This window comes from Sphingomonas sp. Leaf17 (genome assembly GCF_001421505.1).
Lineage (GTDB): Bacteria > Pseudomonadota > Alphaproteobacteria > Sphingomonadales > Sphingomonadaceae > Sphingomonas.
The window spans coordinates 56,104-74,895 of sequence record NZ_LMKL01000005.1; the positions used below are offsets into that span (position 1 = coordinate 56,104).

Consider the following 18,792-nt stretch of genomic DNA (forward strand, 5'->3'; position numbering starts at 1 on the left):
GACCATAGTTCATGACGATCCGTGTCGGTGACCGCCTTCCCCCAGTCACGCTGGTCAAGGCCACGAGCGACGGCCCAGAGCAGGTCGAATCGACCAGCTTCTTCGATGGCCGCAAGGTTGCGCTGTTCGCGGTCCCCGGTGCCTTTACCCCGACCTGTTCCGCCCGCCACCTGCCCGGCTATATCGAGCAGGCCGAGGCGTTGAAAGCCAAGGGTGTCGACGAAATCGCCTGCACCTCGGTCAACGACGCCTTCGTCATGGGCGCTTGGAGCAAGGCGAACGAGGCCGCCGGCATCACCATGCTGGCCGATGGCAATGGCGAGTTCGCGCGCAGCGTCGGCCTGACGATGGACGGGTCGAAGTTCGGCATGGGCGAGCGTAGCCAGCGTTACTCGATGATCGTCGACAACGGTGTCGTCACCCAATTGAATGTCGAGGAACCCGGTGCGTTCGAGGTCAGTTCGGCCGAACATCTGGTCGACACGCTCTGAAATCGCACCCCGGCGGGGGCACAGGGCGGGTTGTCGACATGGCCGATCGGTTCGCAGGCGGAACAGGTTGTTCCGCGCTGCGTTGAGCGCATGAACCCGCAAGGGCCAACCATGGAGGAGTGCGTACCATGACCGACACCGGCATCGACAACCTGATCGACAAGAGCCTCGCTGACAAGGCGAAGGACGCAGCAGCAACGGCCCAGGAACGCGTCGTATCGGCCGCCGGCACTGCGTCGGACAAGGTTGCAGCGGCTGCGTCGACCGCGTCGGAAAAGGTGTCGGCTGCGGCATCTACCGCCTCGGAAAAGGTTGCCTCGGCCACCAACGCGACGATCGAAGCGGCGAAGGAGCACCCGCTTGCCGCAGCCGCCATCGCCGGCGGCGTTGTCGCTGCCGTGGCGGGTGCCGCATATGGCGTCTCCAAGCTTCTGGAGGCCGACGCCAAGCCCAAGCCGGCACCGAAGCCGCGCCCGGCTCCGCGCGTGAAGGCGACAGCACCCAAGGCTCCCCCGGTCAAGGCCGTGCCGAAGAAGTAACCGGACCAGTCCGGCGACAGGACAGGGCGCGCAATCCAAACGGGTTGCGCGCGCTTTTTCTTATGGCGTTGCACAGTTTGCGCCATCGGCGATCCGACGACGGCGGGTGTCGAGCCAACAGCGCCGCCGGATCATGTCCGGCAGACCGCGCGTCGCGACCGCGCGGGGGACGGCCTACTGCTCTTGCAACGCTTCGCCGCCGCTCCTAACCCTGTCCGATGACACATGCCGCCGATATCGTCGCCGACCTCGATCGCCTCTACACCGCGTCGGTTGATCGCCTCAAATCCGCCCTGACCGCCTATCTGGCCGACGGCACCCGTCCCTCGCCCGCCGCGCGCAGCGACGGTTCGTTCGCCTACCCCGAAATCCGCCTGCGCTTCGCCGGCGACACCGACCGGCCAGCCCCGCTGCGCTCGTTCGGTCGGCTCGTCACCCCCGGCGATTACCGGATCAGCGTCACCAAGCCCGCGCTGTTCGCCGATTATCTGGTCGAACAGTTGACCCTGTTGATCGAGGATTACGACGTCACCGTCGAGGCAGTGGCCGGACGGCAGGAAATCCCGTTCCCCTATGTGCTCGATCCCGGCCACGCGCTGAGCCTGGACGAAGTGTCGGCATCCGAACTGGCGCGTCATTTCCCGGCGACCGAACTGGCGCATATCGGCGATGAAATTGCCGACGGCCTGTGGATCCCGCACGACGACATCCGCCCGCTCGCACTGTTCGACGGCCTGCGCACCGATTTCAGCCTCGCCCGCCTGCGCCATTACATGGGCACGCCGGCCGAGCATGCGCAGCGGTTCGTGCTGTTCACCAACTATCACCGCTATGTCGACGAATTCGTCCGCTGGGCCGGGTCGCAGCTTGGAGAAGGCAGCCGGTTCACGACCCTGTCGGGGGCTGGCGGCATCACGATCACGTCGGGCGACGATATCGACAAGATCATTTCGGACAGCGCGTGGCGGCGACACCAGATGCCGGCCTATCACCTGATGGCCGACGACCGCACCGGCATCACCCTCATCAACATCGGCGTCGGCCCGTCCAATGCCAAGACGATCTGCGACCACCTCGCGGTCCTGCGGCCCGAGGCGTGGCTGATGATCGGCCATTGCGGCGGGCTGCGCCCCAGTCAGCGGATCGGCGACTATGTGCTGGCCCACGCCTATCTGCGCGACGATCACGTCCTGGACGACGTCCTGCCGCCCGAAATCCCGGTACCCGCGATCGCCGAGGTTCAGGTGGCGCTGGCCCGCGCGGCCGAAACCGTGTCGGGTCAGTCCGGCGAGGAACTGAAGCGCCGCCTGCGCACGGGCACGATCGTGACCACCGACGACCGCAACTGGGAATTGCGCTACTCCAAATCGGCGTTGCGCTTCTCACTGTCGCGCGCGGTCGGGATCGACATGGAATCGGCGACGATCGCCGCGCAGGGCTACCGCTTCCGCGTCCCCTATGGCACGTTGCTCTGCGTCTCGGACAAGCCGCTCCACGGCGAACTGAAGCTGCCGGGTCAGGCCAACCGGTTCTACGAACGCGCGATCAGCGAACATCTTCGTATCGGCATCGAAACCTGCGAACAGTTGCGCAAAGAGGGACCGAAACTCCACAGTCGCAAGCTGCGCGCCTTTGACGAGCCGCCGTTCCGCTGATCCGGGACATCGGCCGTTGCTGGTAGGGTATCGAAACCATCACGACGTCACCACGACACCACAGGGAGCAGATCATGGCTACCACGCCGCGCAAGCCCGCCAAACCGCGCTCGACCACGCCCCCGACGCGGCGCGCTCGGCCGCCCAAGCCGTCGGCCCCCGCGCCCATCGACGTCGCGCAGCCTGACCCGACCGAATCTCCCGACGACGCGAGCGTATCGTCGGCCACCACGTCGGCCGGGTCGCCCCGCAAGTCGCGCACACCATCGCCGGCCGGCACGGAAGCCTCGCCAGCGGCAACTGCGGCAAAACCCAAGCCCGCACCCAAACCGCGCTCCACGAAGCGGGCAACTCCCCGCCCCCGCCCAAAGACTGCGGCCACGCTCGCCGAACCAGCGACCACCGGCAAGACCAGCGATGGTCCGGCCGGCAAATGGGGTGTGGCCGCCATCGCCGGCGGCATCGTCGCGGTCGGTGCAGCCGCGGCCCTGCTGACCCTGCGGTCCAGCACGCCAAAGCGGCGTGCGGAAACCCCGGAATCCGGCGGCGCGCATGAGGCCGATGGTACGGATTCATCGGCATCCTTCGCCGCCGACATCGCCGACGAAGGCACTGTCCCCAATTAAGCCGGATCATCCGACGACCGACGAACGCAGCAAGAACGGCGGCTGACCCCGGTCAGCCGCCGTCTGCTCACCGCGTCACCATGTTCCCACGCCCGAACAGGTCGACCATGTTCGGCGTAATCCAGCCATAGGCGTAGTTGAGCTGAAACAGCGTGAACAGGATCGTCGCGACGACCGTCACGCGCAGCGCCAGCCGACCAAGATGGAACTCATGCGGCGCGCTTTCCGCTTGGCCCGGCACCACCGCCCCGCCGGCCTCCCGCGTGGTCTTCACGCCGAACGGCAGGACGAGAAATACGGTGAACGCCCAGAACAGGATGTAGATCGCCAGCGCCGAGGTCCACCGCATCGCCATGATGTCAGCCCGCGATCAGCAGGACGTCGACGATCGGCTTCTTGCCGGTCCACCGTGTGGCCACACGCCGCACCGACAGACGGATCTGTTCGCGCAGCTTGTCCTGGTCCCTGGCCCCGCCGCGCATCGTATCAGCCGCCGCATCGACCGCGTCGGCGATGAACGCATCACGATCCTCCTCGACCGGTACGCCCTGCACCCGCACCTGCGGCCGCCCGACCATGCGGCCGTCCTTCACGGCCACGGCGACCGAAATGAGACCGTGCAGCGATAGGCGACGACGTTCGTTGATCGTCGTGCCCTCCGCCGGCAGGATCACGTCGCCGTCCAGCACGAGCCGGCCAACCTGCGCCTTGCCGACCTTCTTGGCCGCACCCGGCAGCAGGCGGACGATGTCGCCATCGCTCTGCACCAGCACCTGCGGCACGCCTTCGGACAATCCGAACTTGGCATGCTCCATCATGTGGCGCATTTCGCCGTGGACGGGGATCAGCACCTGCGGGCGGATGAACTTGTACATCTGTGCCAGTTCGGGCCGCGCCGGGTGGCCCGACACATGGACATGCGCCTGACGCTCGGTCACCATCTCGATGCCACGCCCAGCCAGCAGATTCTGGATCCGGCCGATCGCCACCTCGTTGCCCGGAATCTGCCGCGCCGAGAAGATCACCGTATCGCCGGAGTCGAGCGAGATCGTGTGCGATCCGTTGGCGACCCGCGCCAGCGCCGCGCGCTCTTCGCCCTGACCGCCGGTCGCGACGATCAGCACCCGGTCACGCGGCAGCCGCATCGCCGTGTCCGGATCGATCGTCTCCGGAAAATCCTTCAGATAACCGCAGGCTCGCGCAACCTTCAGGATCCGGTCAAGCGAACGCCCGGTGACGCACAACTTGCGTCCGGTTTCGCGGGCGACCTCGCCCAGCGTCGACAATCGCGCCGCGTTGGAGGCGAAACTCGTGACCATGACGCGACCACGCGCCTTGGCGACCGTCTCGGCCAGACCGCGACGCACGCTGCTCTCCGACCCCGACGCCTCCATCGTCATGGCGTTGGTCGAATCGCAGACCAGAATGTCGACACCGGCATCGCCGATCGCCATCAGTTCGTCCGGAGTAGCCGGCTTGCCGATGACGGGGTTGGCATCCAGCTTCCAGTCGCCGGTGTGGAACACCTTGCCCAGCGGCGTATCAATCAGCAACGCGCTGGATTCAGGGATGGAATGCGCCATCGGCACGAAGCGGAAGCCGAACGGCCCGACCTCGAACCGCTTGTCCTGTTCGATCACACGCACCTTGACGCGGTTGGCGATGCCCTCCTCTTCCAGCTTGCCGCGGATCAGCCCGGCGGTGAACTGCGTCGCATAGAGCGGCACACCCAGATCCTCGGCCAGATACGGCAGCGCCCCGATGTGATCCTCATGCCCGTGGGTCAGCACGATCCCGACCAGATCGTCCAGGCGCTCCTCGATGAAGGCCAGGTCGGGCAGGATGATGTCGACGCCGGGGTATTGAGGATCGGCAAAGGTGATGCCGCAATCGACCATCACCCACTTGCCATTATAGCCATACAGGTTGACGTTCATGCCGATCTCGCCGGAGCCGCCAAGGGCGCAGAAGAGAAGTTCGTTCTTCGGTGTCATTCGTTACTTTCAAAGGGTCAGGAGGATTGTCGGCACCAAGCCGACCTGAATGAGGATATGCGCCCGCCGGCCGTTGATCGGCGCGAGCGCGTGAGGGTTACATATGGGCGCGTTCCCACATCATCGCCAGCCCCTGTATCGTCAGGTCCGGCTCGATATGGTCGAATACCGTGGTGTGCTGCTCGAACAGCGTCGCCAGACCGCCGGTCGCGATCACCGTCACCGGCCGCCCCACCTCGGTTTTCATCCGCGCGACCAGCCCCTCGATCATCGCGATATAGCCCCAGTAGATGCCGATATGCATCTGGTCGACGGTATTGCGCCCAATGACGCTGGTCGATGCCGGGGCCTCGATCGCGATTCGCGGGAGTTTGGCCGCCGCCGTTACCAGCGCGTCGAGCGACAGATTGATCCCCGGCGCGATGATCCCGCCCTTGTACGCGCCGCGATAATCGCTCAGGTCGAACGTCGTCGCCGTCCCGAAGTCGATGACGATCAGATCGCCGGGGTACAGCGCATGCGCCGCAATGGTGTTGACCGCGCGGTCCGCGCCCAGCGACGCCGGCTCGTCGACGTCGATCGCCATGCCCCAGTCGACCGGCGGCTTGCCGGCGATCAGCGCCGGACCACCGAAATACTTCTCCGCCAGCACCTGAAGGTTGTGAAGGGCGCGTGGTACAACCGTCGCGACGATCACGCCGGTCACGACATGCCGGTCATAACCCGCCAGGTGGAGCAACTGGCTGAGCCACACCGCATATTCGTCGGCGGTCCGGCGGGGGTCGGTGGCGATGCGCCAGCGTGCCTTGATGGCCCGCCCCTCGACCAGCGCGAACACGACATTGGTATTGCCGGCATCAATCGCGAGCAGCATGGCGAAACCCTTCAGATCGCAAAGACGTCGGCCGCATGAATGACATGGCGTGCCCCGTCCGCCAAGCGCAGGATCAGCGCCCCGTCCGGGTCCAGCCCCTCGAACGCACCTTCCACCACCGAACCGTCGGGCTGGCGCGCGGCCAGTGCGGTGCCGACCGGATGCGCCCGTTCCAGCCAGCGCGCGCGGACCGCGGTCACACCCTGGCCCCGCCAGATCTCCCTCCAACGATCGAACGTAGCCGCCAGCATCCGGAGAAAATCCGCCGGCGTCACCGACACACCGTGGCTGCGAAGGTCGGTCGTCGCGCGGTCGGGCAGGTCAGGATGGCTGCCGAGGTTGACGCCGATCCCGACGACCACAGCGTCTCCCGCCCGCTCCAGCAGGATGCCCGACAGCTTCGCACCACCAAGCAAAAGGTCGTTGGGCCATTTCAGCGTCAGTTTCGATCGCGCGTCATAGTTCAGGACGGCCGAAACCGCCTGCTCAAGCGCGACCGCCGCCACCAGCGCCAGCGTCGGGGCCGGCGGATCGTCGGCGCGCAACCGGACCAGCGTACTGGCGTACAGATTGCCGACCGGCGACGCCCAGTCTCGACCAAGCCGCCCCCTACCCGATCGCTGCCGCTCCGCACGCAGCCAAAGTCCGTCTTCCGCACCCGCCTGCGCGAGTGACAGGACATCGGCATTGGTCGACCCCGTCTCCGCGACCGTAATAAACCGGCTCAGATCCGCCTCGCTCAGAACAGCGACTGTGCCGCCGCCATCGTCCACGCGCCCAGCAACGGGATCAGCAGATAGCCGAGCGGCGAGACGAACGCCGCCGCGACGACGATCAACCCACCCTCGATCATGCTCTCGCTCTTGCCGAAGGCTGCGACCGGCTCATCGAAATACATCGTCTTGACGACGCGCAGGTAATAATAGGCACCGATGACCGATGACGCGATACCGATCACCGCCAGCGGGAACAGCCCGGCGCCGACGGCGGCATCGAATACCGCAAACTTCGCATAGAAGCCGAACAGCGGCGGAATACCGGCCAGGCTGAACATGAAGATCGCCAGCGCAAGCGCAAGGCCCGGACGGGTCCGCGACATGCCGGCCAGTGCCGAAATATCCTCGACCGCCTCACCCGCCTGATCGCGCATCTGGATGACCACCAGAAAGCTGCCGAGCGTCATCGCGACATAGATCGTCATGTACGTCATGACCGACGCGACGCCTTGCTGCGTACCCGCGGCCAGACCGATCAGCGCGAAGCCGACATTGTTGATCGACGAATAGGCCAGCAGCCGCTTGATGTTGGTCTGTCCGATCGCCGCGACGGCACCGAAGATGATCGACGCCAGCGATGCGAAGATCACGATCTGACGCCACTGGTCGACCGCCGGACCCATCGCTTCGACGGCGACCCGGACCGCGAGGCCCATCGCCGCCACCTTGGGCGCGGAGGCGAAGAACGCGGTGACCGGGGTCGGCGCGCCCTCGTAGACGTCGGGCGTCCACATATGGAACGGCACCGCCGAGATCTTGAACGCAAGCCCCGCGAACACGAACACCAACCCGAACAACAGGCCCATCGACTTAGCACCGCTCGCCGCCGCCGTGTTGGCTGCAAATGCATCAGCGATGCCGTCGAACAGCGTCGTACCGGAGAAACCGTAAACGAGGCTGATGCCGTACAGCAGGATACCGCTGGCCAGCGCGCCAAGGACGAAATACTTCAGACCCGCTTCCGCCGACCGCGTGTCCCGCCGCATGAAGCTGGCCAGAACATAGGCGGCAAGGCTCTGCAGTTCGAGGCCGACATACAGCGTCAGCAGGTCCGACGCCGACACCATCATGCCCATGCCGCATGCCGACAGCAGGATCAGCACTGGATATTCCGGGCGCAGATCGTCGCCGGCCGAGCGGCGGAAGAAATCCGGGGCCATGATGATTCCGACCGCGGCGGCGATGTAGATCAGCACCTTAGCGAACGCGGCGAACGCGTCGGCGCGGTACAGCCCGTCAAAGGCAACGCCACCCGACGACGCCGGGCCGATCAGCGCGATCCCGGCACCCGCCAGCACGGCGACCGAAGCCCACGATACCGCCCGGGTCGATGCGGGACCGCCCCAGGCCGACGCTAGCATCAGCACGATCGCACCGACCGCCAGGACGACCTCGGGCAAGGTCATCGCGATATTGGCTGCGTAATCCATCAATGCGCCCCCCCATGGGCTTCAGCAGGAGCGTGCGCACCGTCTTCATGCACCGCGACCGGACGACCGGCTGTCGGCATCGAATCACTCGGCGGTGCGGCACGGTCGATCCGCGCGAGCAACGTCGCGACGTCCTTGCGCATCGGCGCGAGGAAGCTCTCCGGGTACACACCCATCCACAACACCACGGCAGCGATCGGCGCGAGCAGCCACATCTCACGGCCGTTCATGTCCGCCATCGCCTTCACGTCGTCGAACTTCAGATCACCGAAGACGACCCGGCGATACAGGTACAGCATGTATGCCGCGCCCAGGATGATGCTGGTCGTGCACAGCAGCGCGATCGTCGTCGACACCTGATAGGTGCCCATCAGCGCCAGGAACTCGGCGACGAAGCCGCTGGTGCCCGGCAGACCGATCGACGCCATGGTGAAGAACAGGAACAGGATCGCGTAGCGCGGCATGTTGATCGCCAGCCCGCCATAGCGCGCAATCTCGCGGGTGTGCAGCCGGTCATAGATGATCCCGACGCACAGGAACAATGCACCCGATACCAGACCATGGCTCAGCATCATGATCATCGCGCCCTCGATCCCCTGCGCGTTGAACGCGAACAGACCGATGGTGACGATCGCCATGTGCGCCACCGACGAATAGGCGATCAGCTTCTTCATGTCGGACTGCACCAGCGCGACGAGGCTGGCATAGATCACGGCCACGGCCGACAGGCCGAAGATCAGCCACGTCAGTTGCCCTGACGCTTCCGGGAACATCGGCAGCAGGAACCGCAGGAACCCATAACCACCCAGCTTGAGCAGCACGCCAGCCAGAATGACCGACCCCGCCGTCGGTGCCTGCACATGCGCGTCCGGCAACCAGGTGTGGACCGGCCACATCGGCATCTTCACCGCGAACGACGCGAAGAACGCCAGCCACAGCCATGTCTGGACATGCCCCGGGAAGTCGTACGCCATCAACGCCGGGATGCTCGACGTGCCCGCCGTCTTCGCCATGTACAGCATCGCGATGAACATCAGGACCGAGCCAAGCAGCGTGTACAGAAAGAACTTGTACGACGCATAGATCCGGTTCGCCCCGCCCCAGATGCCGATGATGAGATACATCGGGATCAGGCCGGCTTCGAAGAACACATAGAACAGGAACAGGTCCTGCGCCGCGAACGTGCCGATCATCAGCACTTCGGTGAACAGGAACGCCGCCATATATTCCGGAACACGCTTGGTAATCGCGCTCCAGCTCGCCCCGATGCAGATCGGCATCAGGAACACGCTGAGCATGATGAGCATCAGCGCAAAGCCGTCGATGCCCAGCGACCAGCCGAACGGGCCGAACAGCCCGGGGGCATGTTCGACGAACTGCCACTGTGCGCCGCCGATATCGTAGCTGGCCCACAGCACGATGCCGAGGACGAAATCCGCCAGCGTGGCGGCCAACGCCAGCCAGCGCGCCGCGTTCGCGGACAGGAACAGACAGGCGATGGCGGCGATCGCGGGGATCGCCAGCATCAACGACAGGATGGGGAAGCCTTGCATCAGTTCAGCACCCTCAACCCGCAATGGCCCAGGTGACCGCAGCGGTCAGCCCGATCAACATGACGAACGCATAGGAATAGACATATCCAGTCTGGAAACGACCCGCGAGCCGGCTGCCCGCCTGTACCAGCCACGCCGAGCCGTCCGGCCCGAAGCGGTTGATCGTCTGCTCGTCGCCGCGGTGCCACAGGATGCGGCCGATCGCGAAGGCGGGGCGAACGAAGATCAGGTCGTAAAGCTCGTCGAAATACCATTTGTGCAGCAGGAAATTGTACAACACCCGGAACTGCTCCGCGACCTTGGCCGGGAACGATGGCGAGCGGATGTACGAATACCAAGCGATGTATAGCCCCAGCAGCATCGCGATCGTAGCCGACAGCTTGATGGCAACCGGCACACCATGCATCTCGTGCATCAGGTGTTCGCGGAAGGCGATCGCCCCCTTCCAGAACGTCTCACCCGCTTCCGGCTCAATGAAGAAGCCGTGGAATGCGAAGCCCGCCAGCACCGCACCGATCGACAGGACGATCAGCGGAACCAGCATCGACAGCGGGCTCTCGTGCGGATGATACCCGCCATCGCCGGTCGCCGGCGCATGATGCACGTCGTGATGATCGTGCGCGTGGTGTGCCGCATGAGCGTCATCCGCGTGGTGCGCGTCATGCCCGTGCGCATCGTGAAGCGCATGCTGGATGTGCTCCGATGCGGCCCAGCGCGGCGTGCCCCAGAAGGTCAGGAACATCACGCGCCACGAATAGAAGCTGGTCAACAGTGCGACGAGCACGCCAACAAACCATACACCCGGCTGCCCAGCGGCCCAGCTGGCCTCGATGATCGCATCCTTCGAATGGAAGCCGGCGAACCCGAACGCGGCATTGCCGAAGATACCCGGAATACCGACGCCGGTAATCGCCAGCGTACCCGCCATCATGCCCCAGAACGTCAGCGGGATCTTTTTCCGCAGTCCGCCATAGAACCGCATATCCTGCTCATGATGCATCGCATGGATGACCGAGCCGGCCCCCAGGAACAGCAACGCCTTGAAGAACGCATGGGTGAACAGATGGAACATCGCCGCGCCATACGCGCCGACACCGGCGGCAAAGAACATGTAGCCCAGCTGCGAACAGGTCGAATAGGCAATAACGCGCTTTATGTCGGTCTGGACCAGACCGCAGGTTGCCGCGAACAGGCAGGTCGCGGCCCCAACGGTGGTGACGACGGTCAACGCGGTCGGGCTCATCTCAAACATCGGCGACAGGCGGCACACCATGAAGACACCGGCCGTGACCATCGTCGCAGCATGGATCAGCGCCGACACCGGGGTCGGCCCCTCCATCGCGTCGGGCAGCCAGGTGTGCAGCCCGAGCTGCGCCGACTTGCCCATCGCACCGACGAACAGCAGCAGGCACAGCACCGTCATGGTATCCGCGCGGAACCACAGAAAGCCGATCGTCGACCCCGCCATCGCCGGCGCGGCCGCAAGGATCGCCGGGATCGACACGGTGCCGAACACCAGAAACGTGCCGAAGATGCCGAGCATGAAGCCGAGATCGCCGACGCGGTTGACGACGAACGCCTTGATCGCGGCGGCGCTCGCCGACGGCTTCTTGAACCAGAAACCGATCAGCAGATACGACGCCAGACCGACACCCTCCCATCCGAAGAACATCTGGATGAGGTTGTCCGCGGTGACCAGCATCAGCATCGCGAAGGTGAACAGGCACAGATAGGCGAAGAAGCGCGGCTGGTCGGGATCCTCGTCCATATAGCCCCAGCTATACAGGTGGACGAGCGCCGAGACGCTGGTGATGACGACCAGCATGACCGCGGTCAGCGCATCGACACGCAACGACCACGACACGTCAAACGTGCCGCTGGTGATCCAGTGCAGCACCGGCGTGACGGTCGCGACATTGCTGCCGGTCAGGAAACCGATGAAGATCGGCCAGGACAGCAGGCACGAAGCGAACAGCGCCCCGGTCGTGACGAGTTTGGCCGGCACGTTGCCCAGCGTGCGATTGCCAAGTCCGGCAATGGCGGCTGCCAGCAACGGCAGGAAGACGATCAGAAGGATCAACCGATTTACCCCTTCATCCGGTTGACGTCGTCGACCGCGATGGTGCCGCGACCACGGAAATAAATGACGAGAATGGCCAGCCCGATCGCCGCCTCACCCGCCGCCACCGTCAGCACGAACATCGCGAACACCTGACCCACCAGATCCTGGAGGTACGCGGAGAACGCGACGAAATTGATGTTCACCGCCAGCAGGATCAACTCGATCGCCATCAGGATGACGATCAGGTTCTTCCGGTTGGCGACGATGCCCAGCACGCCGAGGCCGAACAGGATCGCCCCGACGACCAGATAATGGACGAGACCGACGGTCACAGCTCGACTCCCTGCCCGACGGGCGGATTGGTGTTGCGCGTCGCATCCTGCGGACGGCGCGCGATCTGGTGCGGAATGCTCTGCGCCTTCACGCCGCCACGCTGGCGATGCGTCAGCACGATCGCGCCGATCATGGCGACCAGCAGGACCAGGCCCGCACCCTCGAAGATGAACAGATACCGCGTGTACAGCAGGTTGCCGATGGCTTCGATATTCGGCACCGCTGCCTCGATCGGCGCGGCACGACGGGCCAGCTGAATCGAGCCCGTGCTCCACGCGCCAACCGCGATCACCATCTCAGCCAGCAGCGCGACCGAAATCGCCAAGCCCAGCGGCAGATATTTCACGAAACCGGTCCGCATTTCGGCGAAGTCGATATCGAGCATCATGACGACGAACAGGAACAGTACCGCGACCGCGCCGACATAGACGATGACAAGCAGCATCGCGATAAACTCGGCCCCCACCAGCACCATCAGCCCGGCGGCGTTGAAGAACGCCAGGATGAGCCACAGCACCGAATGCACCGGGTTGCGCGACGAAATCGTCATCGCACCGCTTGCGACCACGATGATAGCGAACAGATAAAAAGCCAAGGTCTGGATCACGATGTGCTCGGCCCCCTAGACCGTCCGGATTGGAATTGGGCGCGCATTAACGGTACGGCGCGTCGGCGGCAAGGTTTGCTGCGATCGCACGCTCCCAACGATCGCCATTATCGAGAAGCTTGGCCTTGTCGTACATCAGCTCCTCGCGCGTCTCGGTCGAGAACTCGTAATTCGGTCCCTCGACAACCGCGTCGACCGGGCACGCCTCTGCACACAGTCCGCAATAGATGCACTTGGTCATGTCGATGTCGTAGCGCGTCGTGCGACGGCTGCCGTCGTCGCGCGGCTCGGCCTCGATCGTGATGGCCTGCGCCGGGCATACCGCCTCGCACAGCTTGCACGCGATGCAGCGTTCCTCGCCGTTCGGATAGCGACGCAGCGCGTGTTCGCCGCGGAACCGCGCCGACACCGGGTTGCGCTCATAGGGATAGTTGATCGTCGCCTTTTCCTTGAAGAAATACTTCAGGGTCAGCGCATGGGCCTTCAAAAACTCCCAGAGGGTGAAGGCCTTGATGTAACGAGCGACGCTCATGAACCCACTCCAACCCGATCGAGCATCAGATAACCCGACACGAGGAAAACCCAGAACAGCGACAGCGGCAGGAACACCTTCCACCCCAAACGCATCAGCTGGTCATAGCGATAGCGCGGCACGGTCGCCTTCACCCAGCTGAACAGGAAGAAGAACACCAGGATCTTCGCGAAAATCCAGATGATGCCGGGCACCATGTACAGCGGCGCCCAGTCGATCGGCGGCAACCAGCCACCCCAGAACAGCGTCGCGTTCAGCGCGCACATCAACAGGACGTTGGCATATTCACCAAGCCAGTAGAGCGCGAACGACATCGACGAATATTCGGTCTGGTAGCCAGCGACGAGTTCCGATTCCGCCTCGGTCAGATCGAACGGCGCGCGCTGCGTCTCGGCCAACGACGAGATGAAGAACACCACCGCCATCGGGAACAGCAACGGGTTCAGGAAGTAGCCGTTGAAGATCCAGACGTGCGACTTCTGGTTCAGCACGATGGCCGACAGGTTGAAGCTGCCGGTCCACAGCACGACGGAGATCAATACGAAGCCGATCGCGACTTCATACGACACCATCTGCGCCGCCGCGCGCAACGCCGAGTAAAAGGGATATTTCGAGTTCGACGCCCAACCGGCGATGATGATCCCGTACACGCCGAGCGACGACGCCGCGAGCACATACAGCAGGCCGACATTGATGTTGGCCAGCACCACGCCGTCGCCGAACGGCACCACCGCCCAGACGATCAGCGCAACCGTGAAGGTGATGATCGGCGCGAGCAGGAACAGGCCCTTGTTCGCGGCCGTTGGAACGATCGTTTCCTGCAGGAACACCTTCAGGCCGTCGGCAAACGACTGGAGCAGACCGTACGGACCGACCACGTTCGGCCCACGCCTGAGCGCCATGGCTGCCCAGATCTTGCGGTCGGCGTAGATAATCATCGCCACCGCCAGCATCAGCGGCAGCGCGATGACCAGGATGCCGATGATCGTCGCGAGGAACCACGACAGGCCGTAGCCGAAGCCGACCGTCTGATTGAAGAACGCGGTCATTCCGCCGCCTCCGCATAGTCAGCCCCATGGACCAGTTCGGCCGAGCACCGCTGCATGGTCGGGCTGGCGCGGCAGATCGCGTTGGTCAGGTAGAAATCCTTGATCGGATAGCCGGTCATCACGCCCTGCGCCGTACCGTCGATCGCCGGTGCCAACCAGTCGAAAGTCTTCAGACCCTCGGTCGCCAGCATCGGCACATCGGCGGCCATCGCCTTGCGCAGTTCGGGCAGGGTGTCGAACGGCAGCCGGTGACCCATCACGTCGGACAGCGCGCGGAAGATCGTCCAGTCCTCGCGCGCGTCGCCCGGCGGGAATACCGCGCGCTCACCTCGCTGGACGCGGCTTTCCAGATTGACCCACGTCCCCGACTTCTCGGCATAGGTCGCGCCCGGCAGGATCACGTCGGCCTTCGCCGCGCCCTTGTCGCCGTGATGGCCGACATAGACCTTGAACCCGGCGAACGCATCGAAATCGACCTCGTCCGCACCGAGGAAAAAGCCAAGCTTCGCGCCCATCACGTCGGCAATGCCGCCCGCCTGCGCATAGCCGAGCATCAGCCCGCCCATCCGCGACGCCGCCATATGCACGACGTTGAAGCCGTTCCAGTCGCCCTTGATAAGCCCCAGCGTCTCGACCAATTTCAGCGCGGCGCCATGGCCACCCTTCAGCGCACCACCGCCGACGATCACCATCGGCCGCTCCGCCCCGGCAAACGCCTCAGTCACCGCCTCGGGCAAAGTGCCGAGCAGGGCCAGATCGTCGCCGATCCACGTCACCGGGTACGTCAGCTCGGTTTCCGGCCCGATCGCGAAGACCTTCGCGCCCTTCTTGATCGCCTTGCGGATTCGCGTGTTCACCAGCGACGCTTCCCAGCGCAGGTTGGTGCCGACCAGCAGGATCGCGTCGGCGCGCTCGGTGCCGGCGATCGTGGTGTTGAAGTTGACCGCGGCCAGGCTCGACGTGTCATACGCCATGCCGGTCTGACGGCCCTCGAGCATGGTCGAGCCAAGCTTGGCGAGCAGCGCCTTGGCCGCGTACATCGTCTCGCAATCGACCAGATCGCCGGCGACCGCCGCGACGCTCGATCCCGCATCGACCGCGGCGATGGCAGCGAATGCCTCGTCCCAGGTCGCCGGGACCAGCTTGCCGTTCTTGCGGACATAAGGCTTGTCGAGGCGGTTGCGGACCAGACCGTCGACCGCATGCCGCGTCTTGTCGGTCGCCCACTCCTCGTTCACGTCGTCGTTGATCCGCGGCACGCAGCGCAGCACCTGACGGCCCCGGCTATCGAGGCGGATATTGGTGCCGACCGCGTCCATCACGTCGATGGTCAGCGTCTTGCGCAGCTCCCACGGGCGCGCCTCGAATGCATAGGGCTTCGACGTCAGCGCACCGACCGGGCACAGGTCGACGACATTGCCCGACAGCTCGCTGGTGACGGCATGTTCCAGATACGACGTGATCTGCATGTTCTCGCCGCGACCGATCGCGCCGATCTCCTCGACGCCGGCAACTTCCTCGGCAAAGCGGATGCAGCGTGTGCACTGGATGCACCGGGTCATGACCGTCTTGACGATCGGCCCCATATATTTTTCGGTGACCGCGCGCTTGTTCTCGTCATACCGCGAATGGCCGCGGCCATAAGCAACCGACTGATCCTGCAAATCGCACTCGCCGCCCTGATCGCAGATCGGGCAATCGAGCGGATGATTGATGAGCAGGAACTCCATGATGCCCTCGCGGGCATTCTTCACCATCGGCGTATTGGTGAAGATTTCCTGCTTGTCCGCCGCCGGCAAGGCGCACGACGCCTGCGGCTTGGGCGGACCAGGCTTCACCTCGACCAGGCACATCCGGCAATTGCCGGCGATGCTCAGACGCTCGTGGTAGCAGAAACGCGGGATTTCCTTGCCGGCAAGCTCGCACGCCTGCAGCACGGTGGCACCCTGCGGCACCTCGATCTCGACGCCATCGACTTTGACAATAGGCATTATTCAGCGGCTTCCATCATCGGTGCGGTGTCACCACCGCGCTCGCGGATACGGCGCTCCATCTCGGGGCGGAAATGCTTGATGAGGCCCTGGACCGGCCATGCGGCCGCATCGCCCAGTGCGCAGATCGAATGGCCCTCGATCTGCTTGGTCACCTGATACAGCGTGTCGATCTCGGAAATTTCGGCGTCGCCGGTCCGCATCCGCTCCATCACGCGCCACATCCAGCCGGTACCCTCACGGCACGGCGTGCACTGGCCGCAGCTTTCATGCTTGTAGAAATAGCTGAGGCGGGCGATCGCGCGGACGATGTCGGTCGACTTGTCCATAACGATGATCGCCGCGGTGCCCAGACCCGACCCGACCGCCTTCAGGCCGTCAAAGTCCATCGGCGCGTCCATGATCTCGGCCGCCGGCACCAACGGCACCGACGATCCGCCGGGGATCACCGCCAGCAGATTGTCCCAGCCGCCACGGATCCCGCCGCAATGCTTTTCGATCAGTTCGCGGAACGGAATGCTCATCGCCTCCTCGACCACGCACGGCCGCTCGACATGGCCGCTGATCTGGAACAGCTTGGTTCCGCGGTTATTCTCCGCGCCGAAGCTGGAGAACCAGGCCGCGCCACGCCGCAGGATCGTCGGCGCCACCGCGATCGATTCGACATTGTTGACCGTCGTCGGGCAGCCGTACAGACCCGCGCCCGCCGGGAATGGCGGCTTTAGCCGTGGCTGGCCCTTCTTGCCCTCAAGGCTTTCGAGCATCGCGGTTTCTTCGCCGCAGATATATGCGCCCGCGCCCCGGTGGACGAACACGTCGAAGTCGTAGCCCGACCCGCAAGCATTCTTGCCAATGAAGCCGCGATCATACGCCTCGGCCACGGCCGAAAACAGCGTCTCGGCCTCGCGGATGTACTCGCCGCGAATGTAGATGTAGGCGGCGCGCGCGCGCATCGCGTAACCGGCGATCAGCGCACCCTCGATCAGCTTGTGCGGATCGTGGCGGATGATCTCCCGGTCCTTGCAGCTGCCCGGCTCGGACTCATCGGCGTTGATGACCAGGAAGTTCGGCCGGTCGGCCTTCGGCTCCTTGGGCATGAAGGACCATTTGGTGCCGGTCGGGAAGCCCGCGCCGCCACGCCCGCGCAGACCCGACGCCTTGACGACGTCGATGATCGCGTCCTGACCCAGCGTCATCAGCGCCTTGGTATCGTCCCAGTCGCCGCGCATGATCGCCGCGTCGATATTCCATGGCTGATAGCCATAGACGTTGGTGAAGATACGGTCCTTGTCGCTCAGGCTCATGCCCATTCGCCCCGGTAATCGTGGTTTTCGTCGACCATCGCGGTCAGCGAGGTCGGGCCGCCGATCGGCTCGCTCGATTTCCGCCCGTTCTGTGGTCCGGCCCTCGGGCTTTCGCCACGCGCCAGCGCCTCAAGGATCGCAGTCGTGCTGTCATAGTCGAGATCCTCGAAATTATCGTCGTTGATCTGGACCATCGGCGCGTTCGAGCAATTGCCCATGCACTCTACCTCGGTCAGCGTGAACAGGCCGTCGGGTGTCGTCCGCCCTTTGATGAGGCCCTTGTTCTTGCACGCCGCCAGCACGTCGTCCGACCCGCGCAGCACGCACGGCGTCGTGCCGCAGACCTGCACATGAAACCGGCCGACGGGGGCGAGATTGAACATCGTGTAGAAGGTGGCGACCTCGTACACGCGCATGTATGGCACGCCGATCGCGCGCGCGACGAACTCGATCACCGGCACCGGCAACCAGCCTTGCGTCTGCGTTTCCTCACCGACCTGCCGCTGGGCGAGGTCGAGGAACGGGATCGACGCCGACTGTTCGCGACCCTTGGGGTAGCGCCCAAGGATCTCGTTCGCCTTGATCTGGTTTTCGTCCGACCATGCGAACGCACCCCAGCGCGCGCGAGTCTCGGCTTCGTCGGGAATTTTTGGTGCGTCAGCCATTAGCGAATAAACTCCACGCGATCGACCTTGTCGCCGCTGAAGGAATAGATGGACATGACGTCGAACTGCTCGCCGTCCGGCGCGCGCGACACGGTTTCGTGCAACACCACCGTATCGCCAAGCCGCCACGATGCCAGGATATCCGCCCGGTTCTGCGGGAACTGTGCGAACATGGCCTTCAGACCGGAACGCACACCCTCACGACCGTCGCGCAGGACGGCACCACGATAGGTCGCCTCGCACGCCGTATCGGTCATATGCTCGACATAGCCATCGGCGTCCTGCGCATTATAGAGCGCAATCATCCGGTG

The 18,792-nt window shown here is 64.5% G+C and carries 19 protein-coding genes; 4 read left to right on the forward strand and 15 right to left on the reverse strand.

All coding sequences use genetic code 11. The features are described from left to right. The first annotated feature begins 11 nt into the window (after positions 1-11). The 4 genes from ASE75_RS07235 (at position 12) to ASE75_RS15090 (ending at position 3,311) form a co-directional block, all read left to right on the forward strand. Positions 12-491 carry a peroxiredoxin gene (locus tag ASE75_RS07235; protein ID WP_055931231.1) on the forward strand — a complete coding sequence of 160 codons (480 nt, stop codon included), beginning with the start codon at positions 12-14 and terminating at the stop codon, positions 489-491. Between the two features lie 128 nt (positions 492-619). After that, positions 620-1,030, forward strand: a complete 411-nt coding sequence (locus ASE75_RS07240) for a hypothetical protein (protein WP_055931233.1) — start codon at positions 620-622, stop codon at positions 1,028-1,030. Between the two features lie 218 nt (positions 1,031-1,248). Next, positions 1,249-2,685 carry an AMP nucleosidase gene (locus ASE75_RS07245; RefSeq protein WP_055931234.1) on the forward strand — a complete coding sequence of 479 codons (1,437 nt, stop codon included), beginning with the start codon at positions 1,249-1,251 and terminating at the stop codon, positions 2,683-2,685. A 74-nt stretch (positions 2,686-2,759) separates the two neighbouring features. Then, positions 2,760-3,311, forward strand: coding sequence for a hypothetical protein (locus ASE75_RS15090; protein WP_082463851.1), 552 nt, complete (start codon positions 2,760-2,762; stop codon positions 3,309-3,311). Positions 3,312-3,378: 67 nt separating this feature from the next. Here the strand turns inward: ASE75_RS15090 and ASE75_RS07255 are convergent, their stop codons facing one another. From ASE75_RS07255 to ASE75_RS07325, 15 genes are all read right to left on the reverse strand, one after another. Then, entirely contained in the window at positions 3,379-3,660 is a 282-nt protein-coding gene (locus tag ASE75_RS07255; RefSeq protein ID WP_055932109.1) for a DUF1467 family protein, read from the reverse strand. Positions 3,661-3,670: 10 nt separating this feature from the next. After that, entirely contained in the window at positions 3,671-5,305 is a 1,635-nt protein-coding gene (locus ASE75_RS07260; RefSeq protein WP_055931237.1) for a ribonuclease J, read from the reverse strand. A 97-nt stretch (positions 5,306-5,402) separates the two neighbouring features. Beyond that, positions 5,403-6,179, reverse strand: a complete 777-nt coding sequence (locus tag ASE75_RS07265) for a type III pantothenate kinase (protein ID WP_055931239.1) — start codon at positions 6,177-6,179, stop codon at positions 5,403-5,405. Between the two features lie 11 nt (positions 6,180-6,190). Then, positions 6,191-6,952 (reverse strand): biotin--[acetyl-CoA-carboxylase] ligase, encoded by a 762-nt coding sequence (locus ASE75_RS07270; protein ID WP_235512549.1) that lies wholly within the window; start codon positions 6,950-6,952, stop codon positions 6,191-6,193. Beyond that, a complete protein-coding gene (nuoN, locus tag ASE75_RS07275; RefSeq protein WP_055931242.1) occupies positions 6,919-8,385 on the reverse strand; it encodes an NADH-quinone oxidoreductase subunit NuoN in 1,467 nt (488 codons plus the stop codon). The genes ASE75_RS07270 and nuoN overlap by 34 nt, the downstream gene beginning before the upstream one ends. Beyond that, on the reverse strand, positions 8,385-9,938 hold the full coding sequence (locus tag ASE75_RS07280) for an NADH-quinone oxidoreductase subunit M (RefSeq protein WP_055931245.1): 1,554 nt from the start codon (positions 9,936-9,938) through the stop codon (positions 8,385-8,387). Before ASE75_RS07280 ends, nuoN begins: the two co-directional genes overlap by 1 nt. 13 nt (positions 9,939-9,951) lie before the next feature. Next, complete coding sequence (gene nuoL, locus ASE75_RS07285; RefSeq protein ID WP_055931248.1) at positions 9,952-12,018, reverse strand: NADH-quinone oxidoreductase subunit L; 2,067 nt, start codon at positions 12,016-12,018, stop codon at positions 9,952-9,954. Between the two features lie 5 nt (positions 12,019-12,023). Then, positions 12,024-12,332, reverse strand: coding sequence for an NADH-quinone oxidoreductase subunit NuoK (gene nuoK, locus ASE75_RS07290; protein ID WP_055931255.1), 309 nt, complete (start codon positions 12,330-12,332; stop codon positions 12,024-12,026). Further along, positions 12,329-12,940 (reverse strand): NADH-quinone oxidoreductase subunit J, encoded by a 612-nt coding sequence (locus ASE75_RS07295; protein WP_055931258.1) that lies wholly within the window; start codon positions 12,938-12,940, stop codon positions 12,329-12,331. The genes nuoK and ASE75_RS07295 overlap by 4 nt, the downstream gene beginning before the upstream one ends. A gap of 46 nt (positions 12,941-12,986) precedes the next feature. Then, a complete protein-coding gene (nuoI, locus tag ASE75_RS07300) occupies positions 12,987-13,472 on the reverse strand; it encodes an NADH-quinone oxidoreductase subunit NuoI (protein ID WP_055931260.1) in 486 nt (161 codons plus the stop codon). Next, positions 13,469-14,521, reverse strand: coding sequence for an NADH-quinone oxidoreductase subunit NuoH (gene nuoH, locus ASE75_RS07305; RefSeq protein WP_055931263.1), 1,053 nt, complete (start codon positions 14,519-14,521; stop codon positions 13,469-13,471). The genes nuoI and nuoH overlap by 4 nt, the downstream gene beginning before the upstream one ends. Beyond that, positions 14,518-16,512, reverse strand: coding sequence for an NADH-quinone oxidoreductase subunit NuoG (gene nuoG / locus ASE75_RS07310; RefSeq protein ID WP_055931265.1), 1,995 nt, complete (start codon positions 16,510-16,512; stop codon positions 14,518-14,520). Before nuoG ends, nuoH begins: the two co-directional genes overlap by 4 nt. Continuing rightward, entirely contained in the window at positions 16,512-17,822 is a 1,311-nt protein-coding gene (nuoF, locus tag ASE75_RS07315; protein ID WP_055931268.1) for an NADH-quinone oxidoreductase subunit NuoF, read from the reverse strand. Before nuoF ends, nuoG begins: the two co-directional genes overlap by 1 nt. Beyond that, positions 17,813-18,481, reverse strand: coding sequence for a complex I 24 kDa subunit family protein (locus tag ASE75_RS07320; RefSeq protein ID WP_055931271.1), 669 nt, complete (start codon positions 18,479-18,481; stop codon positions 17,813-17,815). The genes nuoF and ASE75_RS07320 overlap by 10 nt, the downstream gene beginning before the upstream one ends. Continuing rightward, on the reverse strand, positions 18,481-18,786 hold the full coding sequence (locus tag ASE75_RS07325; RefSeq protein WP_443025309.1) for a nuclear transport factor 2 family protein: 306 nt from the start codon (positions 18,784-18,786) through the stop codon (positions 18,481-18,483). Before ASE75_RS07325 ends, ASE75_RS07320 begins: the two co-directional genes overlap by 1 nt. Positions 18,787-18,792: the final 6 nt, after the last annotated feature.